This window comes from Pseudomonas sp. MN1F (genome assembly GCF_009391885.1).
Classification (GTDB): Bacteria; Pseudomonadota; Gammaproteobacteria; order Pseudomonadales; family Pseudomonadaceae; genus Aquipseudomonas.
In genome coordinates this window covers 1-26,579 of record NZ_VZII01000024.1, presented here as the reverse complement: position 1 = coordinate 26,579, position 26,579 = coordinate 1, and the positions used below count along the sequence as shown (strand labels likewise).

Sequence of the window (26,579 nt, the reverse complement as noted above, 5' to 3'; positions counted from 1 at the left end):
GGCGAGTGTTTCCTACTTCCGTTTGAAGAGTTTCCAGATGAAAAAATACCTGATGAGTGCAGGCGTTTTCGCCTTGTCCCCTTTCGCTCAAGCCGATCTGGTGGGCGACAGCCATGCGAACCTTGGCCTGCGCAATTTTTACTTCAACAACGACTTTCGCGACCAAGCCGGTAGCCTCGGCCAAAGCAAAACCGAAGAGTGGGCCCAGGCCTTCGTGCTCGACTTCAAATCCGGCTACACCGAAGGGCCAATCGGAGTCGGCCTGGATGCCCTAGGCTTGATGGGCGTGACGCTTGATAGCGGCGATGGTCGCCACCGGGGCAGCAGCATGATCCCCGACGAAGGCAGTGGCGCGTCCCAACAGTGGAGCCGCCTGGGCCTGACACCTAAGCTGAAAGTCGCCAACACCGAACTGCGATACGGCACGCTGATGCCCAAGCTGCCGGTGCTGACCTACAACGATGGTCGCCTGCTGCCCCAAACGTTCGAGGGGGCCCAGATCACCTCAACCGACCTGGATGGCCTGACCCTTACCGGCGGGCGCCTCAATCGTGCTACGGGCCGTGCCTCCAGTGACCGTACTGGATTGGCCGTAGCCGGCGGCACCCGTGAGAGCGACCAGTTCCTCTTCGCGGGTGGCGACTACCGGATCGGCAAACAACTCACGGCGCAATACTACGTTGCCAACCTCGAGGACTATTACACCCAGCACTTCGTTGGTCTCACCCACACGCTTCCACTCTCCGAAGGGCAATCGCTGCGAACTGATCTGCGCTACTTCCGCACCTTCGCCGATGGAGCCAACGACTCTGCTGCTGGTCGCGCAAGTGGATACCGCGTGGGCGGTTACACCGAGGACGGTGACGGCAAGATCGATAACCACACCTGGAGCGCAGCGCTGACCTATTCCGTCCAGGGCCACGCGCTCATGGCCGGCTATCAGGAGGTGTCGGATGGAAGCAACTTCGTCCAACCGAACCAGGGCTCCCTCAGCGGCAAGGGCGCAGGTGGTGCCAGTGTCTACCTCTACACCGACCGGATGCTCGCGAGCTTCAACCGAGCGGGCGAGCGTACCGCGTTTGCCCAGTACAGCTATGACTTCGCCGCTGCCGGCGTACCTGGCCTGAAATTCTCCCTGATGTACCTGAAGGGTGAAGACATCCGCACCACCAGCGGCAATGACGCGTCCGAGTGGGAACGGGATGTGGGCCTGGACTATGTCGTGCAGGACGGTGCGCTCAAAGGCCTCGGCCTGTCTTGGCGCCATGGATTGCTGCACTCCGAAATCGACCCCAACCAAGAGCAGAACCGACTCATCGCCAGCTACACCCTGGCGCTCTTCTGATCTCTGACCACGTGCTGCCGGCGAGCCGGTGGCACATCTTCGCTTCAAGGAGCTCTCAATGAAACGCATCCACAGCGCCCCTGGCACCATCAGCCCAGTAGGCCCGTATTCTCAAGCCGTGGTCAGCGGCCACCTGGTGTTCACCGCCGGCCAGATCCCATCGCTGGGCAGCCTGGAAGAGCAGCCCGACAATTTCAAAGACCAGGTCAGGCAGACGTTCGCGAACCTGGCCGCGATCCTCGAAGCGGCGGGCTCCAGCCTTTCCCACATCGTCAAGGTCAACGCCTACCTGACAGACCCCGATCAACTGGTGCCCTTCAACGAGGCATACAAGGAAATCCTCGGCCATGCACCACCCGCTCGTACAACCGTCTGCGTGCAGCTGTGGGGCGTGAGCTTGGAAATCGACTGTGTGGCCGAGCTGATTGACATGGAGGTAGGGAAATGAACGACGACCTGATCGCAAAACTACAGAAGGTGAGCTTCGCCACGCTGGGCCACTTCCTCGAGCGCGGGTTCGTCAGCCATGAAGTCCGCGCAATGGTGCCTGGCGGTCGCATTATTGGGCGCGCCGTGACGCTTCGCCTGGCCGAGCCCGATGCCATCGCCGTCAACCGCGCCCTTATCGCCCTTCAGCCAGGCGATGTCCTGGTGATCGACATGGCGGGTGACCATGCCCACGCTTGTGTCGGGGCGGTCACGCAGTTTGCGGCTCGCTGCGCGGGTGCCGCCGGCATCATCGTCGACGGCGTAGTAACCGACATCAACGAACTGCGTACCTGCCAGTTGCCGGTGTTCGCTCGTGGCACCACTCAGCTGACGACCAAGCTGATCGGCGGCCAAACAAGTCAGGTGAACGTGCCCGTGAATTGCGCTGGAGTAGAGGTGCACCCCGAAGATTTTGTCCTGGCCGATGACAACGGCATCTTGATCTTGCCGGCACAAGAACTCACAACGGTGATCGACAAAGCGTTGCAATCGGACCTTTACGAGCCTGAGTTGATGGCGCGATTACTCAGTGGCGAACCGCTGCCGGAAGTACTGACCATACGCGCTCAAGCCAGCCAACCCTAAGAAAGCAAACTAATAAACTGTTCTACCGCCCCACAAAAACTGGGTATCCAATAAAAATGTTTAGCAACCAAAACACGACACAAATAAATCAGCTTCCATTAAGCCCAAGACTCGCAGCCCACACATCTAAACCTGGCTGAAAACTTGACTTAAACCTCAATCGTAATAGTTTACGCCTACATAGAAAAATAATACGGGGGAAAAATTTGTAGTGAGATCTGCCTCCAAGCGCTGCAAAATCTGCAGCGCCTTCCTGCACCTAATTATATCGATCGTATCAGCCCAACACCGCTTCAATCACTTCGTCGAGAATTGCAATACCCGCTTCCACCTCTTCAGCGCTGACTATGCAAGGCGGTACCACATGGATGCGATTCTCGACAACAAACGGCAGTAGTCCACGTTCGATGAGCTTGGATTTCAACAACTGCATCTTGCCTGCGGCAAGCGGCGCCCGAGTTTCCCTATCTTCGACAAATTCCATAGCCCAGAAGACGCCAGCACCACGTACCTGACCAATGACTGAATGACGTTTCTGGAGCTCCCTTAGACGTGGGCCCAGGCAGTTAATCCCAATATCTAGCGCATTCTCTACGACACGCTCTTTACGCATAGCGTCAATTGCAGCGACAATCGAGGCCATAGCAAGCGGATGCCCAGAGTAAGTCAAACCACCTGGGAAGAAATGAGTATCAAAGTAAGCACTGAGTCTCTCCGAAATCACCACGCCACCAACAGGTACATAGCCCGAGTTCACGCCCTTGGCAAAAGTGATCAGATCAGGCACCACGCCATAATGCTCTAGAGCGAACCACTTGCCGGTCCTACCGAAACCAGACATGACTTCGTCGAGAATGAGCAGGATCCCAAACTCATCCGCCAACTGGCGAACGCCCTGGATATAAGAGGCAGATGGCATCAGGATACCGGCAGTACCAGGCAGGCTTTCGAGCAGAATAGCTGCAATCGAGTTTGAACCTTCACTCTCGATGACCCGACGAAGATGGCGCAACGCGCGTTCTGTTTCTTCGAGCTCAGTCTGAGCACTAAACTCGCTGCGATACAGATAGGGCGTAAAGAAATGTACGTGACCACGTGCATATTCATTCGGCACACGACGCGGATCACCAGTGGCGACAATCGCAGAGCCAGTATTGCCATGGTACGACCGGTAAGACGACAGCACCTTATCTCGCCCGGTGAAAATCCTTGCCATACGAATCGCGTTTTCGTTCGCGTCAGCACCGCCGTTAGTAAAGAAAACTTTCTTGAAGCCCTTCGGTGCCTGCTCGATGATCCGCTTGGCGGCTTCGCCTCGCATCAAGTTAGCTGTCGCTGGAGCGATAGTGGCCAGCGTAGCTGCTTGCTCTTGAATCGCAGCGATGACAGCAGGATGCTGGTGACCCAAGTTGGTATTGACTAGCTGGCTAGAAAAATCCAGATAACGTTTTCCGTCGTAATCCCATACTGTGCACCCTTCCCCTCCTGCGATAACCAGAGGATTGAGCAAACCTTGAGTCGACCATGAGTGAAACACATATTCGCGATCAAGACCTTTAACGTATTCGTTTGTAATTGCCATGATTATCAAAGACCTCTTTATTAGCCAATAACTGAAACTTCATCCAGAGCTTGCAGAGAAAATGCTTGCGCGAGTTTGAAAAGAAATGCCACCAGTGAGATGGTGGCGAGGTCTCCAGCATGCGCTTTCGACAAGTGGTGAGAAATCGAATTCTTTACATACGTGATTTTCCTGCCACAGCGGCATCGACTCTTACAGCTACTTAAGGGTCGATGACGCTGCCGCCTGAGCAGAGATAGTTAGTTAACTATTGCTCGGGAATGCGAACTGCGCAGCTTCATGGCTAGTGCGCTTCGGCCAACGCTGGGTGATGGCTTTCTTGCGGGTGTAAAATCGGACGCCATCAGGACCATAAGCATGTAGATCCCCAAACAGCGAACGCTTCCAGCCGCCAAAACTGTGGTAGCTCACTGGCACTGGCAGCGGTACGTTGACACCAACCATCCCCACTTCGATCTCGTCGCAGAACAGACGTGCTGACTCGCCGTCACGGGTGAAGATGCAGGTGCCATTGCCGTACTCGTGGTCGTTGATCAGCTTGATCGCTTCTTCCAGGCTGTTCACGCGAACTACGCACAGCACTGGGCCAAAGATCTCTTCCTTATAGATACGCATCTCTGGAGTGACGTGGTCGAACAAGGTGCCACCGACGAAGAAGCCATCCTCATTGCCACGAACCATGAAGCCACGACCATCCACGACGACCTTGGCACCTGCAGCAACACCGTCATCGATATAACCCAGCACCTTGTCACGGGCGGCAGCGGTGACAAGCGGGCCCATGTCCAATCCGGTTTCTGTACCGGCGCCAATCTTCAGCGCTTTGATTTGCGGCTCCAGCTTCGCAATCAACGCATCGGCCACTTGGTCACCAACGCATACCGACACAGAGATAGCCATGCAGCGTTCGCCGCATGAACCGTAGGCAGCGCCCATCAACGCGCTGACGGCATTGTCCAGTTCCGCATCCGGCATCAGTACCGCGTGGTTCTTCGCGCCGCCCAGGGCCTGGACCCGCTTGCCACGCTTAGTGCCCTCAGAATAAATGTACTCAGCGATCGGAGTCGAACCAACAAAGCTCAATGCTTTCACTTCCGGCGCTTCGATCAGAGCATCCACAGCTTCCTTGTCGCCATGCACCACATTTAGCACGCCTTTAGGCAGGCCAGCTTCGTGAAGCAGTTCGGCAATCAGCAGCGTGGAGCTCGGGTCACGCTCTGACGGTTTGAGAATGAAGCAATTGCCGCAGGCGATAGCAAGCGGGTACATCCACAGTGGCACCATGGCCGGGAAGTTGAAAGGGGTAATGCCGGCGACAACGCCGATTGGCTGTAGATCACTCCAGGCGTCAATATTTGGACCGACGTTGCGACTGTAATCACCCTTGAGCAACTCTGGCGCAGCTGACGCGAACTCTACGTTGTCAATACCACGCTTAAGCTCGCCGACGGCATCTTCGATAGTCTTACCGTGCTCTTCACTGATGAGCTTGGCGATACGAAGCTCATTAGCCTCCAGCAGTTGTTTGAAGCGGAACATCACTTGAGCACGCTTAGCTGGAGGAGTGTTGCGCCAAGCAGGAAAAGCAGCTTGAGCAGATTCGATGGCCTTCTGCACCGTGGCACGACTTGCCAAACCAAGCTTGTGAATCGCTTGACCGGTGGAAGGGTTGAATACGTCAGTGGTGCGAGCATCGTCTGCGACGTGTTCACCATGGATCAAGTGCTTAATACTGGTCATCTTCTTTCCTCAAAGCATTATCTAAAGCTGCGGATTGATATGAAGTTCAAAGGCGGTGAGCCGATCAGCTGATACCCTGCAGTACCTCCCCGACGGCATCGAACAGGCGATCCAGATCCTGGATTTTTGTGTTGAAAGTTGGGCCGAACTGAAGGGTGTCACCACCGAAGCGGACATAGAAACCGGCCTTCCAAAGCGCCATGCCGGCCTCAAAGGGGCGGACCATGCCATCGCCGTCACGAGGTGCGATCTGCAGCGCACCAGCCAACCCGCAATTGCGTATATCGACGATGTGCTTCGCACCTTTGAGGCCGTGTATGGCATTTTCAAAGTGAGGAGCCAGCTCCGCGGATTGCTGAATAAGGTGTTCCTTCTCTAACAGTTCCAGGTTGGCTAACGCGGCTGCACAAGCGACTGGATGGGCAGAGTAGGTATAACCATGGGCGAATTCGACCGCATATTCAGGTGCGGCCTGGTACATGAACGCATCATAAATTCTGCTGCTGGCAATCACTGCCCCCATTGGGATGGCACCGTTGGTGATCTGCTTCGCGACGTTCATCAGGTCTGGAGTGACTCCGAAGTAATCGGCACCGGTGACGGTGCCCATCCGGCCGAAAGCAGTGATAACTTCGTCAAAGATCAGCAGTATGTCGTGCTGGTTGCAGATTTCACGCAGTCGCTCCAGATATCCTTGAGGTGGCACTAACACCCCTGCCGAGCCGGACATAGGCTCGACGATGACTGCCGCGATGTTCGAGGCGTCGTGGAGTTCAATCAGTTTCAGCAGCTCGTTGGCCAGAGCTACACCGCCAGTCTCAGCAGCGCCCTTGGTGAATGCCAGGTCGGGTTGCAGGGTGTGCGACAGGTGGTCGACATCCATCAGTTGCCCGAACATCTTGCGGTTGCCGCCGATGCCGCCCAATGAAGTACCTGCGACGTTCACACCATGATAGCCACGAGCCCTTCCAATGAGCTTTGTTTTTTGGGGCTTACCATTCAGCCTCCAGTAGGCTCGCGCCATTTTGATGGCGGTATCGGCACACTCAGAGCCGGATCCGGTGAAGAAAACATGATTGAGATCACCCGGCATCATGCCGGCAAGCTTCTCTGACAGCTTGAACGACAGCGGATGGCCGTACTGAAAAGCCGGGGAATAGTCCAAGGTCATAAGCTGCTGTGCTACAGCAGTGGCAATTTCCTGACGTGAATGGCCCGCTCCGCAGGTCCACAAACCGGATAGGCTGTCGAAGACCTTGCGCCCATGCTCGTCGATTAACCAGTTGCCTTTGGCGCCAACGATAAAGCGGGGGTCCTTGCGGAAATTACGGTTCGAGGAGAACGGCATCCAGTGGGACTCAAGCTTAAGTTCGCTGGCCAGGGGGGTTCTTGTCTGCACGGCCTGATTCATGGCGGTGATCCTGAGCTGGGTTAATGAGGTCTAGCTTGAACCCAATCGTCATATGCGTTAAATCTGAACTTCCTTTAATTCGGTTATCGGAAAACTCACGCATGAGCCCGAAAAAAAACCTTCACCAGGTGAGTGATTTCGACCTGAGATTGCTGCGCATATTCAAAACCGTAGCCGAGTGCGGCAGCTTCTCCGGCGCAGAGAGCGCGCTGGGAATTACCCGCTCGGCCATCAGCTTGCACATGGGCGATCTGGAGAAACGGCTGGGCATGCGTTTGTGTCAACGCGGTCGGGCTGGCTTTGCGTTGACCGATGAAGGCCGGGAGGTACTGCGTGCCAGCGAAACCGTACTCGTAGCCATTGAGGGGTTTCGAACTGAGGTGAACCAGATGCACCAGCAACTGCGTGGCGACCTGAACGTGGCTATCGTCAATAACCTAGTCACGCAGCCTAGAATGCGCATAACCAACGCCCTTAAGGCGGTGCGAGCTGAAGGCAGCGGTGTGCGGATCAATCTTAGTATGAGCACACCGGGAGAAATCGAACGCGGCCTGCTGGATGGCCGATTACACGTTGGTGCCGTGCCACTCATTACTCCTTTGTCGGGCCTGGACTACAGCCTGCTGTATGAAGAGCGGTCTAGCTTGTACTGCAGCCATGAGCACCCGCTCTACAAGCATCCGACCTCAGTGACAGTGGAACAACTATCGCAGGCAGATGCAGTCATACCCGCCTACCGAATGCCAGCCGAAGCTATTGGCCTACACCAACGGCTCAGTTTGGCTGCGACAGCAACTGACCGAGAAGGTATCGCTTTTTTGATTTTGACAGGTACATACATTGGGTTCCTACCTGACCATTATGCCGCAGCATGGGTGGAAAAAGGCCTAATGACCGCCCTAGACCCTGGCAAGCTCTATTTTGACTCGAAGATCGCCATCGCCACGCGAAAAGGGCGCAGACAAAATCTGATACTCGAACGCTTTTTAAAGGAGTTGCAACTCAACGTAAACGGCGACTGACCCTTTTTGCGACGCATTCTCGAACAACCTATCACCATTTATAACAAATTCCTAATATGCATTAGCCGCATGACAACTGAGCGACAAACAGAGTTGACGGGCACCAAAAAAATTCGATAGTCAATGCATAAACCCTATATCAATACTAGGTTCTGTACGAAATCCCGAGAAACTGAATCGACGCCCCTCGGAAGCTGAAATTCTGTAGGGTTCCCCGCCATCTACGGAAAGGAATTCTGTGATGGCGAAGCGTTACGAACTCTCGGATGAGGCCTGGATTGTGGTTGCTGATCTCTTCACCGAAACACATGGCCGGGGGCGGCCCCGCCTGAGCGACCGCCTGATGCTCGACGGCGTGCTCTGGGTGCTTTGCTCGGGTGCTGCGTGGCGAGATATGCCTGAGCGCTTTGGGCCGTGGTCAACGGTGTATCAACGCTTTCGGGGTTGGCGAAACCAGGGGACATTCGATCAGATGCTCAAACGCTTGCACCTGAGATTGAATGAGCAAGGCTTGATCGATTTGCAAACCTGGATGATCGACTCAACTGCTGTGCGCGCAACCCGAGCCTCTTCCGGCGCCGGGAAAAAAGGGGGCCTGACGAGCCTGCCGATCACGCTCTAGGCCGCAGTCGCGGTGGCCTGACAACCAAGATTCACATGCTCTGCGACGCCAACGGGACACCGTTGCGCTTCCTCCTCTCTGGCGGTCAAGCCAGTGACATCAGCTACGCGCAACCACTGCTGGACGAAGTCAGCATTCCATCGGCCCAACGTGGCCGCCCGCGTAAACGCTGCAAGTGGTTGCTTGCAGACAAGGGCTACGACGCTGAAGCGCTGCGCCGCTACTGCGACCAATATCGAATGCAACCCGTCATCCCGATGCGCTCGATGAAGCGCAAGCCCAAGCCTGGCTTACCCAGACTGTTTGATCGGCCCAAGTATCGGCAGCGCAACGTCATCGAGCGCATGTTTGGCTGGCTGAAAGAGAACCGTCGGATCGTGACACGCTTTGACAAGCTCGCGAAAAGCTATGCCGCCATGGTCTCGCTGGCTTGTTCCATGCGGTGTTTGCGACATCTCTTTTCGTACAGAGCCTAATGCTACCCTACGCGAACGAGCCTGCAGGGAAATCCTTGCCCCATCAAACTCGCAAGCTTAGCTAACCAAGCGAGATGCACCCTAGAACTGCTCAACAATATCAAGTAATCCACGAGGTTAGCCACATTATCGAGCAGCAATGGATAAAAGTAGCACCATGCTGCCTTCAGATAGCCAAATGCGCACCAAAAGAGGTCAGAATGGTTTGCAAAATGCTATCAAAATCATAAGAGTGATCTTTTCACGCTATCAAGCAAAGGACCACCTGATGTTACAAGTTATTGTGCGATACGATTAATAACCCGATAATGTGGGAAGATCCGTAACGTTTTGATCGCGACTCACAGTCAAGCGGCAGGCATGAATACTACGCGCAGAAACGAGCAGCAAGATACCCCAAACATCTATCAATGCCGCATCCTTGAGCGGCCATTCGTTATTACAAAAGAAATCTTCAAGCAACCATTAAAGGCACAGAACTTGCTTAAGCATTTACTTCGCTCATGGTGTAGGTGTCTATGAACAGAAAGCTTCCATCGCTTTTGGCAGTACGATATTTTGAGTCCGTCGGACGTCATCTAAGCTTTACGCTGGCGGCCCATGAATTGAATGTCACTCAAGCTGCAGTTAGCCATCAAGTAAAACAGCTAGAAGAAAAAATAGGTGTCTCGCTACTTACACGGCTACACCAGCGAGTGGAACTAACCCCAGAAGGAGAAGAGCTACTTAAAACAAGCATAGAATGTCTAGACATGCTAGCTGGAACTTTCGACAAAATAACTTCCAGCAAGTCAAATCGAAAAATCGTGCTGAGCGTTACTCCATTACTTTCTGCACACTGGCTACTACCCAGGCTGAATAGGTATCTTGCTGATCACACCAGCGCCGATATCGTGTTGCACAACTCACTAAAAACCCCAACAAAGGACACAGACGATTTTGACCTAAAAATATTCTATTCTGCCGATCAACTGCATGATAGCAACTACGAACCACTTTTGACTGACGAATTATTACCCACCTGCAACGCTTCTTTGACTCATGGCGTTACCTCTCTTGCCCTCAGCGAATTTTCAAAATTTAACCTTGTACATGAGTTCGACCATAGCTGGTGGGAGGCATGGTGTAGGTTAGCAAACATTGATCCAAGCTTAGCTCATCGCGGAATGGTTGTTGATGACCCAGTTGTTCTTGAGAAAGCCGCACTAGTTGGTCACGGGCTAGTTCTCGGATCCGCCTCATTCATGAGGGAAAAAATTGAATCTGGAGAGTTAATCACCCCATTTGGGGACTTTCCTACTTTCAAGATCTACTATTACCTGTACACAAAGCCTACCGCAAGAGAAAAATCCATCAGCGACTTCAGGGAATGGATAATATCGGAATTCCAACAATCGGCAAAATAATAAAGTCATACGCAAAAAGGCGGCAAGCACAAATATGCATCCGCTGCATATCTGCACTTGCCGCCGCCCCAGAAAAAGGTCACCGCAACTAAAGGCTCTGGAGCAACAAAAGAATAATTATTCAGCGCTGAATCAAATTACCTCACTAGCGAATTTTGCCGACCGCCTTGCTGCACGACCTCTCAGCCACTGCACGGTAAGTTGAAGCAAAATCGAGAAAGCCACAACGCACGTTGCCACAGCCAAGATAGTTGGAGTAATTTGCTGCTTGATACCTGACCACATTTCTCGGGGCAGCGTGCGCTGCTCAGGGCCCGCCAAGTAAAGAGCAACCACGACCTCTTCTAATGAAGTAACGAACGCAAAGAGTGCGCCAGAAGCAATACCTGGAGCTATCAAAGGCAACATTACCAACCGAAAAGCCCGTAGAGGACTTGCGCCCAAGCTCGCTGCCGCTCGAAGAAGATTATTATCAAAGGAGGCTAACGTTGCCATTACAGTCACCACCACAAACGGGGTACTTAACACCGTGTGTGCAACGACCAGGCCCGTAAGACTGTTGATCAATCCGACATCGGCAAATGCATAATACATCCCCACCGCACTTACAATAACAGGGATGATCATCGGAGAAATCAGGACGGCCATCAATATACTTTTGAATGGACAGTCACGACGGTTCACACCAAGCGCCGCCAAAGTCCCCAACGTACAAGCACAAACAGTCGAAAACACTGCAACTATGAAACTATTGCGCAGAGCCAACTGCCACTCCGGGGAGTTAAAAAACTCCTCATACCAGCGGAACGAGAAACCTGCCAAAGGGTAACTGAAGAACGGTTCCGAATTAAACGAGAGAGGAATAACCGAAAGAATTGGAGCCACTAGAAACACCATGGCTACCCCGCAGAACACCCATACCAGGCATTTTGCTAACCGGCCAAGCACGTAATCGTATACTGTGTTCATAATCAACCCATCTTCAATTTTTCGATGCCAACTATGCGAGCATAGAGAAAATAAAGCACAAGCACGGAGATGACTAGGACTAGACTCAGAGCTGCAGCCATACCCCAGTTTATCGTTCCGCTTGTAAACTGATTGATATATCCAGCAATCATTTGATCGCTAGGCCCGCCAACTAACGCAGGGGTAATGTAGTACCCCAGGGCCAAGATGAACACCAACAAACAACCTGCACTCACACCTGGGAGTGAAAGAGGCAGATAGACCCTGAGGAACGCCTTAAATGGTGGAGCCCCCAAAGACAAAGCTGCCCTCATGTAATTCGGCGACATCGACCTCATTGCGCTATAAATCGGCAAGACCATGAACGGTAAGAGCGTATGCACCATCGCAATAAGTACACCTACCCGATTATGCACAAGTTCTAGCGGCTCTGAGGGAGATATAATTCCTATTAATGCAAAGAACGAGTTCAATACTCCATTACTCTGCAATACAACAAGCCAGGAAGTATTCCTCACCAACAGTGGAGTCCAGAAAGACAGTAGGACCATGAGCAAAATAAAATTAGCACCACGCGGAGTCGCTTTGCTAATTATATATGCTAGCGGGTATGCCACAAGCAGGCATATCATGGTAGTCAGGAAGCTAATATAGAACGTTCTATAGAGCACCTCGCGATACACCGAACTTTCAGGGGATGCGGCAACAATGTCACCCACTGCATTACGTTTCAGGTCTAAAGCTGCAAGCAGGTAGAAGTCAGTAAAGCGAGGTAACGCCTGCTTAACAGCCCCCCAGGTCTCTACATTCCCCCACGCTGCATTTGCGCTCGGTAGATAATCAAGCGCGTTTCCTGAAGGATTCGCTCGCGCAGACCTTGCAGCCGCCATAACGGCAGTTCTCAAGCCTGATTTATGATAATTGAGCGTTTTGGCAACAAGCGCGACCTGCTCGGGCTTTCCTGCCCTCAGATCCTCAGCAAGCGCTTCAAAAAGAGCAGAATCGGGAGGAGTCTCCCCTCCCCAACTCGCAATGGCCGCTGAGGTCCTAGGCATGATCTCTGCCACTTCCCTATTATCAACACTCCGCGCGAGGAGCAAAACAATGGGAATCAAGAACGCGAAAATCAGTAACAACAAGAGAGGTGCAACTAATGGAAGAGCCATAATTTGGCGCTGCAATTTGGCTCGGCGTATTTTGGCCTCTAGGTCTGCCAGACTGCCCTGATTGGAGACCGCCACGGCCTGGTCTCCCTTCACAGCGGGCAACTCCATCATTTCGCTAGCCATTTGTTAAACCGCTCAGTCAATTCTTGTTCGTGATCAGCCCAGAATTCAGCCGAGAGAGTAAACGAATTCGTCATATTCTCGGGGGCATTCGGCAAGTCATTGACAATGCCAGGTTTCACGAAAGGCATGGCACTTGGAATAGCGGGCCCATAAGCAATGTAATCGGAGAGGCCAGCAGCTACCTTAGGCGTTGTTGTAAATTGAAGAAACTTTTCTGCAGCGGCCAGGTTTTTTGCGCCCTTAGGGATTACCCAGATATCGAAGTCGAGAGCTTGACCATCTCGTACGATCTGAAGGTTCTTTCCGTATTCCTTAATTGCGGCTTGGATACGACCGTCATAAGAAATAGCCATTGAGACCTCACCATCTGCCAACAGCTGAGGCGGCTGGGCTCCGGCTGTCCACCACACTTTGATGCTGGGCTTGATACTATCAAGCTTTTTGAATGCTCGATTCACGCCCTCTTCGGTCGCGAGAACCTTGTACACTTCACTTGGCTTAACACCATCGCCAATAAGGGCGAATTCCATGGTGTACTTCGGCCCTTTGTATAGCGCCCTTGGGCCTGGGTATTTGTTAACATCAAAAAAGTCTGCCATCGTGGTTGGGCCACCACCAGGATATTTGTCTTTATTGTAAGCAAAGACGATACCATAGTTATCAATTGCGACACCGCACTCCATTGCGGCGCCTGGCATGAATTTTTCCTTGCCACCGAGCTTGGAATAATCAATTTTCTCCAGCCAGCCTTCTTCACAACCTTGCAGTGCCACGTTGGTTGTGGATGACACAAGATCCCAAGTAACTTGCTGGGTGTCCACCATCGCTTGGATACGCGCGGTTGAACCATCCCACTGATCTTCACGAATTTTTATATCTGAGTTTTTACCGAAGGGCTCAAAAAATGCCTTCTGCATTGCAGTGGTATAAGACCCGCCCCATGTTGTAATAGTGACCACATCACTTGCCGCATGTGCTTGCGAAAGGTTAATGGCCATAGCCAGGGAGGCTGCGAACGCAACTTTAGTAGATCTGCTCATTTATTTTTCCTCTTTTCAATCTTCGTGCAGCTTGTTAAGGGAAATTTCTATTTGTCGAACAGGCAGTTTCTATACAGCAAGGGCGCGGCAATCCTCAGGACGCCAGCCGACAGTTACTTCTGAATTAAGCTGCAACGGAAGCGCGGACGCACCACTCTTCAGTTTCAGCATAATATTATTATTGCCACACCCTTGAGCCAAAAGGCGAATGTGGTCACCGTGATAAATCACGTCTTTCACAACAACCTTGGCCAAATTCAGGCCAATATTTTCAGCCGGTGCTAGCTCGATACATTCCGGTCGAAGGGACAGAGACACACGATCCCCAGTGGACAGATTAGATGTGGAGGTAGCAAAGATCGTTACTCCATCATCAGTTAGAGTTCTACATATAGCACCGCTGCGATCAAGAACCCTGGCTTGAATTGAGTTATTCTCACCAATAAATTGAGCAACGAAAGCAGTGGACGGAGATTCGTATATTTCACGCGGAGGAGCCAGTTGCTGCAGTACGCCATCATGGAATACACCAACTCGATCCGACATGGTCAGTGCTTCATCCTGATCGTGAGTAACAAAAACAATCGTTACTCCCAAGCGTGCATGCAATTGCTTGATCTCGACCTGCATGTGCTCACGCAACTGCTTATCCAGCGCCCCCAAGGGCTCGTCCATCAAGACCAATTGTGGTTCGAAAACAAGTGCTCGAGCGAGCGCCACACGCTGTTGCTGGCCACCCGAGAGCTGAGATGGCATACGATCGATCAGGTCGCCCAGGCGAACGTTTTCTAGTGCTTTCTTAGCCGCGCTCAATGCATCACGAGAATTAACACCGCGCATCTTCAAGGGGAAAGCAATATTCTCGCCTATCGACATGTGTGGGAAAAGTGCGTAGTTCTGAAATACCACTCCAATTCCACGACGATGAGGCGACATCTTATCGATGCGTTTTCCATCTAGATAAATAGCCCCACTGGTTGGGTTTTCAAAACCAGCGAGCATCATGAGTGATGTAGTCTTTCCTGAGCCAGAAGGCCCGAGCAAGGTGAGGAATTCACCCTTTTGAACGCTCAAGTTTAGATCACGAACCACGAAATTCTGGCCGTCGTATGTTTTCTTGACCGACTCGAATTCAATAAAGCTTCTACTCTCCATTTCTAACTCCGCATTCTTTTTATAGATGTGTTCTGTGAACACATCAACGAGCTACCACGGTAAGCTTCGCGCAATTTGGATCATGAACACGCTAGTCAGTCGTTGCTAATTGGCGAAGCAAGATTGAGACCGCGCTTCTGCAAATCACGCGCGATCAGCCACTTTTGAATTTCGTTGGTGCCCTCGAAGATCTGAAGTGCCTTGCTATCTCGAATAAGCCGCTCGATCGGATAACTTTTGGTAAGACCGTAGCCACCGAGGACTTGAGCGGCATCAATTGCTGCTCGCATTGAAAGATCAGAACATTTGACCTTTGCAATGGCAGCGTAAACGCTGCACTTTTCGAGATCACCACTTTCGAGCAACTCTACTGACTTGGCCACAACCTCTTGCGCGCAGGCCAGTTCGATCAGCAATTCTGAAAGCAGGAAGCCAAGGCCCTGATGCTCAATGATTGGCTTACCAAACTGAATTCGCTCTCTAGCATAATTTACCGCAATTTCAATCGACTTGTTTGCCGCACCCAAGGCTACAGCTGCGATCTGGATACGGGACTCATCCAGTGTCGACATGGCAAGCTTGAACCCCTCTCCTTCTTGTCCCAGCAGAGCGCTTGCTGGTACACGCACTCCGCTGAAGGAAACCTCGGCAGTTGGGCTGGCCCGGGTACCCAGGAGCTCTTCTGCCTTGCCAACTTCAAGCCCAGGCGTATTGCGAGGCACCAGGAAAGCACTAATCCCTCGATGGCCTGCAGTGAAGTCTGTTTTTGCAAAAACCACAAAGAGATCCGCGACGGTGGCGCTGGTAATCCACATTTTGCGACCGGTGATCACATACTCATCACCATCCCGCACTGCTTTAGTCCGAATGGCGGCAACGTCCGAGCCACCAGAAGGTTCAGAGAGACAGAACGCCGGAACGATTTCCCCAGATATAATCTGGGGAACGTACTCTCTTTTCTGCGCCTCTGACCCTTTGGCCAGAATCGGTGCGGCACAATCGCTGCAGTTAGCAATGCTCACCGCAAACGAAACACTCTCTGCGGCAATCGCTTGAAGCAACTGCACCATCGTTACCGCGCCATCATCGAATCCGCCGTATTCCTCTGGGCAACACAGGCCCAGGGCTCCCAGCTCTGCAATTTCTCGATAGAGCGCTAATGGAAACTCACCCTTCTCATCGATCTCGTCCGCGATAGGCGCGAGTCGATCAGCAATAAAACGAGCTACAGGGCCTTCTAAGAAGGCTTTTCGATCAGCGCTGCTGAGAGCCATGACAAATTCCTTAGATATTTATAATACTTAGTAACCGGCGCGGTAACACTTCAGGGAGCAAACTAATCGCGATTACGCAGGTCTTTCCAGCGGCGAGCCTTGTAATCGCTTACCTCGATAAAGTCTACGAAAGCCACATTAAAGTTTATCCCCAGCCGCTCCTTGAAGAGTGACCTGATGCGGGCTCCGCCATCAGAGGGCATGACAGCAACCGAGTCCCGACATTGAATATTTACAAGCACCTGATCCGTAAAATCTGCGGTCGAACTCAAGATCACTTCATACTGCTCAACTTCAGGAAGCGAGAACAAAATGTCATCTACTGCCTGGGGATACACATTGATCCCTTTGATTTTCTTTACATCGTCAATGCGAGTAATCGATCCCACTTGGATGCCACTGAATTGGCGCTGAACCCCACCCATACCGCCTTTGCGGAAGATGCCGCCATCCTTAAGCCTATTCCGTATGACCGGGTTATCAAAGTGATAGAGGCTCGTAACCACCAGTTCACCAAACTCGCCATCCGCAACGGGCAGGCCGGTGTTGACATCAAGCACTTCCAAATAAACAAACGGATCCGTATTAACCAAAACGCCTGGATCAGACGGAGTGCCTACACCGCGCTCATCGGTGAACATGAAGTCCGCCCGCATCTGAGCGCAACCGAAACGATCTGCCGCTCGGGCGCCCCACTGATCCTGCAGACGTTCAAAGAATGAAGGGCCAACACCTTCAAGACCTGTCAGCAGAACCTCAACACCACATTTCTTGGCATCTTCACCCAACTGAGTAGCAAGGTGTGCAAAGTAGGAGGTGCTCCCGAACAGCGACTTAGGCTTGAATCGCTTGATCAGATCGACCTTCTGTTGTGATGCGTAATTGCCGATCGGATAGGTGGTGAGACCATGTGCCACCGCGCCTTGATACTCGGCACGCCCCCCTGCCAGCATCGTGATAGGCAGTGTCAGCATCGTTGAGTCACCAGGTTTCAAGCCTGCCCAGGTCAGATAGTAGCCATACAGCTGCTCCATCACGGCCAATTCACGCATGCTCTGGATATGGACTTCTACGCCTTGGCCGCTAGTGCCACTGGTGGTGTAGATCTCCACACGATCGCCCTCGAAGGACGAGCTGGCCATCCGCTTGCCAAAAGGCGGGAAGCTTAGCTGATCTTCTAGGAAATCGGATTTTTCAACAGTTGGTACATACTTGCGAAAATCCTCAAAACTTTGGATTTTCTGAACATCCACCCCCGCAGCTTCCCACTTTGAACGGTAGAACTCGTTTGTTTCATTCACGTGGATCAACATTGCTTTCAGCTTTTCCAGCTGCAGCTTGTCGAGTTCCGAGCGAGAGAGCGATTCTGTGTTACGGTCGTAAAATCTGGCTGCGCTCATTTCCAATTCACCCTCAGGAGAGATCGTCAGATACAGTCACAACTGACCGACCGCGAACCTTTCCTTCTAGAATGTCTTCACAAACACTGAAAACGTCCGACAGGGAGTAGGTGTTGGTCAGGCTGAGCAGCAGTTCTTTATCCAAAGAACGAAGCAGTTTCCAAGCTTCGATTCGCTTCGCATTGGGAGCATTTACCGAATCAACGCCCAGCAACGCTACACCACGAAGAATAAACGGAGCCACAGTGGCCGGCAGAGGCATACCACCCGCCATGCCGCAAGCAGCGACCGCCCCGCCATACTTGATAGAAGCGAGAACGTTGGCCAGGGTCTGCCCACCAACCACATCAATCGCAGCTGCCCAACGCTCCTTACCGAGAGCCTTGCCAGGGGCTGCGAGTTCGTCGCGGCTAATGATTTCAGCGGCACCCAGTTCGCGCAGATAGCTTTCTTCTTCGGCGCGACCAGTTGATGCGACAACCCGCCAGCCAGCCTTCGCCAGGAGGCTTACAGCAATCGATCCAACTCCGCCGGCAGCGCCAGTAACCAGTACATCACCGGATTCAGGACGAATACCCGCTTGGTTGAGCGCATTTACACAGAGGGCAGCGGTATAACCAGCTGTACCAATCGCCATTGCTTCCCAAGCATTGAAACCTTCAGGCAGTGGAAGTAGCCATTCACCACGAACACGTGCTTTTTCAGCAAACGCACCATGATGAACCTCACCCACACCCCAGCCGTTCAGAATGACTTGCTGCCCCTTGTGCAGGCCTGGGTGAGTGGTCTCCTCGATCACGCCGGCCATGTCGATACCGGGAATGAGAGGGAATCGGCGAACCACAGGGCCCTTACCGGTTACGGCCAAACCATCTTTGTAGTTGATGCTGGAGTGTGACACTCGAATCAGAGTGTCACCTTCCATCAAATCAGCTTCATCAAAGCTGGCGAGACTTGCTTTGTAACCTGCTTCGGATTTATTAACTACTACTGCTTTAAACGCCATGATCAAGTTCCTTTATGCCTTAGGAGATGTCGAGGCTTGAGGCGTTTCGCCAAAACTCGACACGCCTTGTTTGAACGATTCGGAGCGAACTAGTGAAACGTCGGCTAGGTAGGCCATGAGATGGCCGGCTTTCGCGGAAACTCCTGCGCCTCCAACAAGAATGGCCTTCAACAACTTCACGCTGTCTCGGTTGGTTTTACTCGCAAGTTCCTTAGCCCGCTCCAGAGCGATACTCCGGGTCTCACCAGGTGGTGCGAGAGAGCTAATGAGCCCAATCGACTCTGCACGCTCGGCAGGGATTCGATCACCGAACAACATGAGTTCACGAGAGCGGCTCAGACCAATTGCACGAGGAGCCCTGACGGTGCCGCCACCAGTGGGTAGCGCGCCAACGGTGATTTCAGGGAAGCCGAAGGTTGCATTGCTAGCAGCAATTCGATAATCGCACGCAAGTGCGATTTCCAGACCGCCTCCGAGACACGCCCCCTCGATCGCCGCGATTGTTGCACACGGCATCTCATCCAACGTCTCAGCGAGCTTCTGGAACAGGTACGTATGGTATTCCGCATCCGCGGCCGAATAAGAAGCAAGCGCTTTAATATCGGAGCCGGCGCAGAATGCTCGATCACCCTCGCCAGTCACAACTAAGCAAACGGTCTCAGAGCGCCGAACCTCTTCCAAAAGTCGGAGGAACTCGATGATTGTGGCATTATCAAGTGAATTGCGTCGGCTCTCTCTATTGATTCTTATATAGGCAATTGCGCCTTTCCACGTCAATTCTACTTGTGTAGACGACATACGAATTCCTCCAACAAACATCACGAGTACTTAAAGATTTTTTCAGCGTTTTTCCAAAGAAGCTTCTCTTTTGCAGCTTCCTTGAGCCCAAGCTCTTCTACTTGCTGAAGTGCCTCATCATGTTTGACCAGCGGGAAGTCCGAGCCCCACAGGACTTTATCTTGGCCCCACGAGTTGATGAATTTCACCATCTCAGGCTTCCAGTACTTCGGCGCGTAAGCCGAGGTGCCGAGATAGACATTCGGGTGCTTCGAAGCAAGCGCAATTGCCTCTTCCACCCAAGGCCAGCCAGTATGAGTACAAACGATGGTCAGTTCAGGGAAGTAGAGAGCAATCTTATCGAGCCGTGCCGGACGACCATTTTCGATAGGCATGAAGTCAAGTGTATGACCCATCGAGAACACTGCAGGGATCCCCAGTTCCACGCACTTGGCATAGTAGGGGAAATAGAACGCGTGATCAGGGCCGAGATCGAAGCCATGCGGGTGCACATGGATACCGATGAACCCATACTCACGGACTGCCTTCTCCAGGTGACGAACACCGTCCAGCATATCGAAGGGGTTAACACCGAAGAGGCCATATGCAACGCCAGGGAGTTGCTTAGTAACTTCGTATACTTCTTCAGGGGTTACGTGCAAATACGGATGTTGCTTACGGTAGCTCCAACCGTAGAACGATGCGATATGAGTACGACCCAAACCAACCCGCTCCGCGTAGGCTTTGAACTCTTCTACGGTGATCCCCTTCAGAGAAGATGCCCTACCGACGTTCTCAAAGACTGCACGTTCCTCCTCATCCTCCAGAAAGTGCTTCTGGATTGATTCAGGCGTAAACAGATGCCCCAGAATATCAATTGGCTTACTCATTATTTGACTCCTAATTACTAATTCTGAATGTACGACCACTAACCAAGCTTGTTAGGTGCTCAGGACATCGTCAGACCGCCACTCACACTCAGGACCTGGCCAGTGATATAATCCGAGCTATCGGACGCAAAGAAAGAAACTGCAGCTGCTTGTTCTTCTGGCTTGGCCCAGCGACGGAACGGGATAATTTTAATCCTGCGAGCTACTACTTCCGGATCTTGATCATGCTCAAGTGGGGTATCGGTAGGGCCAGGCGCAGTGCAGTTAACATTAATATTGTAGCGGGCAAATTCACGCGCCACGCTTTTCGCAAATGCCACAACACCGCCCTTGAGGCCTGCATATACAGCTTCACCGCCCGAGCCTACTTTTGCCGCATCGGAAGTGACGAAGATGATTTTTCCACCGCCGTTCTCAATCATGATTGGAGCCACGGCATGCGTCATGAACAGCACAGGGAAGAAGTTAATCCCGACAAGCTTCTCCCAGTAGTCCCGCTTCTCTTCGAGGAATTTAGACGTCAACGTCCAGCCAACCAGATTGACCAGCACGTCAATTTTTCCAAAGTCACGAACAACTTGCTCGACGACCTGATTGCAGTTTTCTTGCTTGCTGGCATCGATACGATATGCCTTCCCATCGATACCAGCCTCAGCAATCAGCTCCTCCACTGCGGCAGTATTCAGATCAAGCGCTGCAATCTTGAAGCCGTCAGCCGCCAGTCGCTTTACTGTTGCAAGGCCCATACCGCCTGCCGCTCCAACGAGTACAGCTACTTTTTTTTGTTCGCTCATTTCAAACCCTCACTCGTTTGCTCTTACTTGAATTCACGGTTCGCTACCGCGTCTCTGTGTCAAACGTATCGAGTGGGTGCTGACATGACACACTATATTTTTTGCGCCACCGATTAGATTTTTTGCAGCACCAGACTAATACCCCATGCATCTACCCGTTCAAGCGTGCTACTGCAGCCCGGAAACCGTGGCCTTGAGCCTTCTAACGTGGTGGCCGTGGTGCTCATAAGTTGTCTCGAAAGGCAGGTTTTCGGCCTTGATAAACCCAATAATCCGGCAAGGATTGACTGATTCGTTAACCCCAACATGTCGTTCGAGTGCTAATTCCATGTTCGAACAGAGCGGCAGCATTCGCCCTTAATGAAAACTAATAGGCTCATTAGTTATATTCGCTTGTGCCTTTTCCTTTGTACCCACATCGTGACACGATCCGCATAGTAACCGATCGAGGACGGATCAATATGAGCAACCTTTTAGAGTTTCGTTTTTTTGTCGAACCCAGCTGGATGGATAATTACGGCCACATGACTGCCACACGTTATGTGACAGTGTTTGATGACTGCTCAATTAAACTACTTAAGTTTTACGGCCTAGGCAAAGACTACCAACAAAAGTCCAACTGTGGTTTTTTCACGGTAGACCTCAGAACTCAATTTCTTCGAGAACTTAAAGAAGGTGAACCGCTGGTCGTGACCGCAAGGATAGTCGAGGTGAGACATAAAAAAGTGATCACATACTACGAAATGATCCGCCAGAGCGACAATACCCTAGCGGCTACCCATGCCCAAATTACGGTTCACGTTGACCTTCAAACACGAAGATCGATCCCAATGCCAGAAACAGCGCGAGTAACACTCGAGGAGGCGCTCCAGGAGCATTCTGAGTCACCATTGCCCGGCGATATTTTCTCATCAATGCTTTCAGAAAAATCCTGATACTTCCTACATCCCACCTTATAAGGGGCTTAACTAGATCTCAGTTTGATTTTTATAATCAAGGCTATTTAACCCCTGTTTCATACCTGCTTTAGCTTTCAACGCGGATCATCCCCGAGGCGCAGATGAGATGGCGCTTAGTGACCGCGACCAAAACCTCGCATGCATTCACTGATTTCTGATGCTCATTACGACTATCCTGCCGTGCGCTACAGAACAATCCCCTCCACGACTGCAGTTCTATTTCATTGCGCCGGGACACAGCACGTAGCCCCGGAGTCGCTGTCAGTTCATCCATCTGCACCAACGCAAAGGACGTCGCCCCTATCACCACGTAGCGCGTAATAAAGCGGCACTGCTTCAGGCCCCCCTTCTGCGGTGCCGCTTGCGTCCTTTTCCAGAGCTAGACCGAAACGGCTGCGATACGCGCCCTTTCAGCGGCGATTTTAAAGCTCGCTATCTGATCGAAGCTGAGATATTTGTAGATGTCACCAGACATTTTTTCGATCATTTCTGCGTAATGCATGTATTCATCCAAGCTGGGTAGCTTGCCAAGAATAGCGGCAACGGAGGCTAACTCCGCTGAAGCCAGATATACGTTTGCCCCATCGCCGAGGCGGTTCGGGAAGTTGCGCGTTGAGGTCGACACCACAGTGGAGTTCGACGCAACTCGAGCCTGGTTCCCCATGCAAAGCGAGCAGCCAGGGATCTCAGTGCGCGCGCCGACACGCTTGAACACCCCATAAAAACCCTCTTGAATCAGTTGATGCTGATCCATTTTGGTCGGCGGCGACAGCCAAAGTCGAGTCGGAATTGAGCCAACCACCCTATCCAATAGACGACCTGCGGCACGGAAGTGACCGATATTAGTCATACACGAACCAATAAACACTTCATCAACTCTGCCACCAAATACATCTGACAGCAGCCTGGCATCGTCTGGGTCGTTTGGGGCACAAAGGATGGGTTCTCGAATAGCGTTCAGATCGATCTCGAGGACAGCTGCGTATTCGGCATCGGCGTCAGCTGACATCAGAGCAGGCGCACGCAACCACTCCTCCATAGCTTTTGCCCGGCGCTCCAGTGAACGGGCATCACCGTAACCTTCAGTGATCATCCACCGCAGCAGGGTGATGTTTGAGCTCAGGTATTCCGAAATAGCCTTCTCGGGGAGCTTGATCGTACAGCCGGCAGCAGAGCGCTCCGCGGAGGCATCAGACAACTCGAATGCCTGCTCGACGGTCAGGTGGTCTAGCCCTTCGATCTCTAGAATGCGTCCCGAGAAGACGTTCTTCTTGCCTTTCTTCTCGACGGTCAACAGCCCTTCCTTGATTGCGTAGTACGGAATGGCATGGACGAGGTCACGCAAGGTGATCCCGGGCTGAAGCTTACCGGAGAAACGCACCAGGACGGACTCAGGCATGTCCAGTGGCATCACTCCGGTAGCCGCTGCAAACGCTACAAGGCCGGAACCTGCTGGGAATGAAATGCCCAGGGGGAAGCGGGTATGCGAGTCACCGCCCGTGCCCACAGTGTCGGGCAGGAGCATCCGGTTCAACCAGCTATGGATGATGCCGTCACCAGGCTGCAATGATACGCCGCCTCGGTTCTTCATGAAGTCCGGGAGCGTGTGGTGAGTCACCACATCCACAGGCTTGGGGTACGCTGCGGTATGGCAAAAGGACTGCATCACGAGATCTGCTGAGAAGCCTAGGCAGGCTAGATCTTTCAGCTCGTCACGCGTCATCGGGCCAGTGGTATCCTGCGACCCAACCGTCGTCATCTTAGGTTCACAATACGTGCCTGGCCGTATGCCTACAACACCACAAGCACGTCCCACCATTTTCTGTGCGAGAGTGAAACCCCTCCCCGTATCAGCAGGGTGCTCTGGCATATGAAACAGCGTCGATGGATCCAGACCCAACTCCACGCGCGCTTTCTCAGTCAATCCTCGACCAATGATCAACGGAATGCGGCCTCCAGCGCGCACCTCATCCAGCAGAACTGGGGTCTTCAGGCTAAACTTTGCCAATACTTCATCGGAACCATGCTGGCAGACTTTGCCCGCCAGCGGGTACACGTCGATGATATCTCCCATGTTGAGACCCGATACATCAAACTCGATCGGCAACGCCCCAGCATCCTCCATGGTGTTGTAGAAAATTGGAGCGATCTTGTTGCCGAAGCAGAACCCACCTGCCCGCTTGTTAGGCACGTACGGAATGTCATCGCCGAAGAACCAAAGAACAGAGTTTGTGGCGGACTTACGAGAGGACCCCGTACCTACTACATCCCCCACGTAAGCAACCGGATATCCTTTGGCTCGAATTCTCTCAATTTGCTGCAGAGGGCCGACTTCGCCGGGTAGTTCAGGCTCAATACCGTCTCTACTCATCTTGAGCATTGCCCGGGCATGCAACGGGATGTCAGGACGCGACCAAGCATCAGGGGCCGGAGACAAATCATCGGTGTTAGTTTCACCAGGTACCTTGAACACCGTCAGCGTGTACTTTTCCGCGATAGAAGGACGTTTGGTAAACCACTCGCCATCGGCCCAAGATTGAAGCACCTCCTGCGCAGCACGGTTGCCTGCCTTCGCGCGTTCGGCGACATCATGAAATGCGTCAAACATGAGCAAGGTGTGCTTCAGCTGCCCAGCAGCGGTCTCTGCCAGGTCTCCATCATCTAGAAGCTCAACGAGCGTTTCGATGTTGTAGCCACCTTGCATGGTACCCAAGAGCTCTACTGCTCGCTTTGGCTCAATGAGCGGCGAGTTCGCTTTGCCTTTCGCAATGGCCGAGAGGAAGCCAGCTTTTACATAGGCGGCCTCATCGACTCCTGGTGGCACTCGATGAGTGATCAGATCCAGTAGCTGTTGCTCCAGACCTTTAGGGGGTGATTTCAACAACTCTACCAGGTCTGAGGTTTGCATCGGGTTCAGCGCCAATGGAGGCAAACCGTCTACAGCTCGTTCACGCACATGATTCAGGTATTGTTCTAACACGGTCAGTTTCCTGATGAGGATCGCTGGGTCATCAAACGCCAAAGGTCAAGTCAAGACTGCCGAGGCGTTCAGTACGGGCATCAACAATTTTTAAGCAGCATTTCACGAGCTCTCATGACGCTACTCACTCAATTTACGAGGCCGTCGCGGCCTCAAGGAAATCCTGGGCAAAGCGCTGCAACACCCCACCCGCTTCGTAGATCGACACCTCTTCAGCGGTATCCAGACGGCAGGTCACCGGCACTTCCAGGCGCTCGCCATTGGCGCGGGTCACCACCAGCGTCAAGGTCGCACGCGGCTTGCGCTGGCCGAGCACGTCATAGGTCTCGCTACCGTCCAACCCCAGGGTCTTGCGATCGGTGCCGGCCTTGAACTCCAGCGGCAGCACACCCATGCCGACCAGGTTGGTGCGGTGAATACGTTCGAAACCTTCGGCGACAATGGCCTCGACACCCGCCAGACGCACACCCTTGGCCGCCCAGTCGCGAGACGAGCCTTGGCCATAGTCGGCCCCGGCGACGATGATCAGCGGCTGCTTGCGCTCCATGTAGGTCTCGATCGCTTCCCACATGCGAGTCACCTTGCCTTCCGGCTCGATACGCGCCAGCGAACCCTGCTTCACACTGCCGTCTTCCTTGCGCACCATCTCGTTGAACAGCTTGGGGTTGGCAAAGGTGGCACGCTGGGCGGTCAGGTGGTCGCCACGGTGGGTAGCGTAGGAGTTGAAGTCCTCCTCCGGCAGGCCCATTTTCGCCAGGTACTCACCCGCCGCGCTGTCGAGCAGGATGGCGTTGGACGGCGACAGGTGGTCGGTGGTGATGTTGTCCGGCAGCACCGCCAGCGGACGCATGCCACGCAGGGTGCGCTCACCGGCCAGGGCGCCTTCCCAGTAAGGCGGGCGACGAATGTAGGTGCTCATCGGGCGCCATTCGTAAAGCGGCGCCACTTTCGGGCCACGGTCTTCCTCGATGGCGAACATCGGGATATAGATCTTGCGGAACTGCTCCGGCTTGACCGCAGCACGCACGACCGCGTCGATTTCCTCATCGCTCGGCCAGATGTCCTTGAGGCGGATTTCCTTGCCATCGACTACGCCCAGCACGTCCTTTTCGATGTCGAAGCGGATGGTGCCAGCAATCGCGTAAGCCACCACCAGCGGCGGCGAAGCGAGGAACGCCTGTTTGGCATAAGGGTGGATACGCCCGTCGAAGTTGCGGTTACCCGACAGCACGGCGGTGGCGTACAGGTCGCGGTCGATGATTTCCTGCTGGATCACCGGGTCCAGCGCACCGGACATGCCGTTGCAGGTGGTGCAGGCGAAGGCGACGATGCCGAAGCCCAGTTGCTCCAGCTCCTTTTCCAGCCCCG

General features: G+C 53.0%; 22 protein-coding genes. 7 read left to right on the top strand and 15 right to left on the bottom strand.

The window, feature by feature from the left end; all coding sequences use genetic code 11:
- Positions 1–37 precede the first annotated feature (37 nt).
- Genes F6X59_RS13350 through F6X59_RS13340 form a run of 3 tightly spaced genes read left to right on the top strand, consistent with a single transcriptional unit; the run spans position 38 to position 2,419 of the window.
- Positions 38–1,345, top strand: coding sequence for an OprD family porin (locus F6X59_RS13350; RefSeq protein WP_038409458.1), 1,308 nt, complete (start codon positions 38–40; stop codon positions 1,343–1,345).
- Positions 1,346–1,403: 58 nt separating this feature from the next.
- Positions 1,404–1,793, top strand: a complete 390-nt coding sequence (locus F6X59_RS13345; RefSeq protein ID WP_038409457.1) for a RidA family protein — start codon at positions 1,404–1,406, stop codon at positions 1,791–1,793.
- A complete protein-coding gene (locus tag F6X59_RS13340) occupies positions 1,790–2,419 on the top strand; it encodes an RraA family protein (RefSeq protein WP_013972351.1) in 630 nt (209 codons plus the stop codon). Before F6X59_RS13345 ends, F6X59_RS13340 begins: the two co-directional genes overlap by 4 nt.
- 277 nt (positions 2,420–2,696) lie before the next feature.
- Here F6X59_RS13340 and F6X59_RS13335 read toward each other — a convergent pair whose 3' ends face one another.
- The 3 genes from F6X59_RS13335 to F6X59_RS13325 form a co-directional block, all read right to left on the bottom strand.
- On the bottom strand, positions 2,697–4,001 hold the full coding sequence (locus F6X59_RS13335) for an aspartate aminotransferase family protein (RefSeq protein WP_038409455.1): 1,305 nt from the start codon (positions 3,999–4,001) through the stop codon (positions 2,697–2,699).
- A gap of 243 nt (positions 4,002–4,244) precedes the next feature.
- Entirely contained in the window at positions 4,245–5,741 is a 1,497-nt protein-coding gene (locus F6X59_RS13330; RefSeq protein WP_038409454.1) for a CoA-acylating methylmalonate-semialdehyde dehydrogenase, read from the bottom strand.
- Positions 5,742–5,805: 64 nt separating this feature from the next.
- Complete coding sequence (locus tag F6X59_RS13325; protein WP_013972348.1) at positions 5,806–7,152, bottom strand: aspartate aminotransferase family protein; 1,347 nt, start codon at positions 7,150–7,152, stop codon at positions 5,806–5,808.
- 101 nt (positions 7,153–7,253) lie between these two features.
- Here F6X59_RS13325 and F6X59_RS13320 point away from each other — a divergent pair, with 101 nt between their 5' ends.
- From F6X59_RS13320 to F6X59_RS13310, 3 genes are all read left to right on the top strand, one after another.
- Positions 7,254–8,174, top strand: a complete 921-nt coding sequence (locus F6X59_RS13320; protein WP_013972347.1) for a LysR family transcriptional regulator — start codon at positions 7,254–7,256, stop codon at positions 8,172–8,174.
- A gap of 241 nt (positions 8,175–8,415) precedes the next feature.
- Positions 8,416–9,272 (top strand): IS5 family transposase gene (locus F6X59_RS13315; RefSeq protein WP_085982917.1). Its coding sequence is split into 2 segments (ribosomal slippage): positions 8,416–8,757 and positions 8,760–9,272, totalling 855 coding nucleotides; the frame shifts between segments, so codons are not numbered across the junction.
- A gap of 518 nt (positions 9,273–9,790) precedes the next feature.
- Positions 9,791–10,678, top strand: a complete 888-nt coding sequence (locus tag F6X59_RS13310) for a LysR family transcriptional regulator (RefSeq protein WP_080563776.1) — start codon at positions 9,791–9,793, stop codon at positions 10,676–10,678.
- A 132-nt stretch (positions 10,679–10,810) separates the two neighbouring features.
- Here F6X59_RS13310 and F6X59_RS13305 read toward each other — a convergent pair whose 3' ends face one another.
- From F6X59_RS13305 to F6X59_RS13260, 10 genes are all read right to left on the bottom strand, one after another.
- Positions 10,811–11,647 (bottom strand): ABC transporter permease, encoded by an 837-nt coding sequence (locus tag F6X59_RS13305; RefSeq protein WP_044047000.1) that lies wholly within the window; start codon positions 11,645–11,647, stop codon positions 10,811–10,813.
- 2 nt (positions 11,648–11,649) lie between these two features.
- On the bottom strand, positions 11,650–12,888 hold the full coding sequence (locus F6X59_RS28970) for an ABC transporter permease (protein WP_044047249.1): 1,239 nt from the start codon (positions 12,886–12,888) through the stop codon (positions 11,650–11,652).
- Positions 12,889–12,920: 32 nt separating this feature from the next.
- Entirely contained in the window at positions 12,921–13,976 is a 1,056-nt protein-coding gene (locus tag F6X59_RS13295; RefSeq protein WP_038409451.1) for a polyamine ABC transporter substrate-binding protein, read from the bottom strand.
- Positions 13,977–14,045: 69 nt separating this feature from the next.
- On the bottom strand, positions 14,046–15,131 hold the full coding sequence (locus F6X59_RS13290) for an ABC transporter ATP-binding protein (RefSeq protein WP_080563775.1): 1,086 nt from the start codon (positions 15,129–15,131) through the stop codon (positions 14,046–14,048).
- Between the two features lie 95 nt (positions 15,132–15,226).
- A complete protein-coding gene (locus tag F6X59_RS13285) occupies positions 15,227–16,405 on the bottom strand; it encodes an acyl-CoA dehydrogenase family protein (RefSeq protein WP_013972341.1) in 1,179 nt (392 codons plus the stop codon).
- Positions 16,406–16,467: 62 nt separating this feature from the next.
- The gene (locus F6X59_RS13280) at positions 16,468–17,805 is read right to left on the bottom strand and encodes a phenylacetate--CoA ligase family protein (protein WP_038409449.1); all 1,338 of its coding nucleotides are present in this window, start codon (positions 17,803–17,805) and stop codon (positions 16,468–16,470) included.
- Positions 17,806–17,818: 13 nt separating this feature from the next.
- The gene (locus F6X59_RS13275) at positions 17,819–18,811 is read right to left on the bottom strand and encodes an MDR family oxidoreductase (protein WP_013972339.1); all 993 of its coding nucleotides are present in this window, start codon (positions 18,809–18,811) and stop codon (positions 17,819–17,821) included.
- A gap of 12 nt (positions 18,812–18,823) precedes the next feature.
- Complete coding sequence (locus tag F6X59_RS13270; protein ID WP_049798445.1) at positions 18,824–19,609, bottom strand: enoyl-CoA hydratase/isomerase family protein; 786 nt, start codon at positions 19,607–19,609, stop codon at positions 18,824–18,826.
- A gap of 20 nt (positions 19,610–19,629) precedes the next feature.
- Positions 19,630–20,478, bottom strand: coding sequence for an amidohydrolase family protein (locus F6X59_RS13265; RefSeq protein ID WP_049798444.1), 849 nt, complete (start codon positions 20,476–20,478; stop codon positions 19,630–19,632).
- A 59-nt stretch (positions 20,479–20,537) separates the two neighbouring features.
- Positions 20,538–21,272: an SDR family NAD(P)-dependent oxidoreductase gene (locus F6X59_RS13260; RefSeq protein ID WP_013972337.1), complete on the bottom strand. Its 735-nt coding sequence runs from the start codon at positions 21,270–21,272 to the stop codon at positions 20,538–20,540.
- A 461-nt stretch (positions 21,273–21,733) separates the two neighbouring features.
- Between F6X59_RS13260 and F6X59_RS13255 the strand changes: the two genes are divergently transcribed.
- Entirely contained in the window at positions 21,734–22,207 is a 474-nt protein-coding gene (locus tag F6X59_RS13255) for a thioesterase family protein (protein WP_152956616.1), read from the top strand.
- Positions 22,208–22,610: 403 nt separating this feature from the next.
- Here F6X59_RS13255 and acnB read toward each other — a convergent pair whose 3' ends face one another.
- Both acnB and F6X59_RS13245 read right to left on the bottom strand, forming a co-directional pair.
- The gene (acnB, locus tag F6X59_RS13250) at positions 22,611–25,211 is read right to left on the bottom strand and encodes a bifunctional aconitate hydratase 2/2-methylisocitrate dehydratase (RefSeq protein ID WP_038410410.1); all 2,601 of its coding nucleotides are present in this window, start codon (positions 25,209–25,211) and stop codon (positions 22,611–22,613) included.
- 133 nt (positions 25,212–25,344) lie between these two features.
- The coding region (locus tag F6X59_RS13245) for an aconitase family protein (protein ID WP_256669282.1) at positions 25,345–26,579 on the bottom strand (1,235 nt) is incomplete at its 5' end.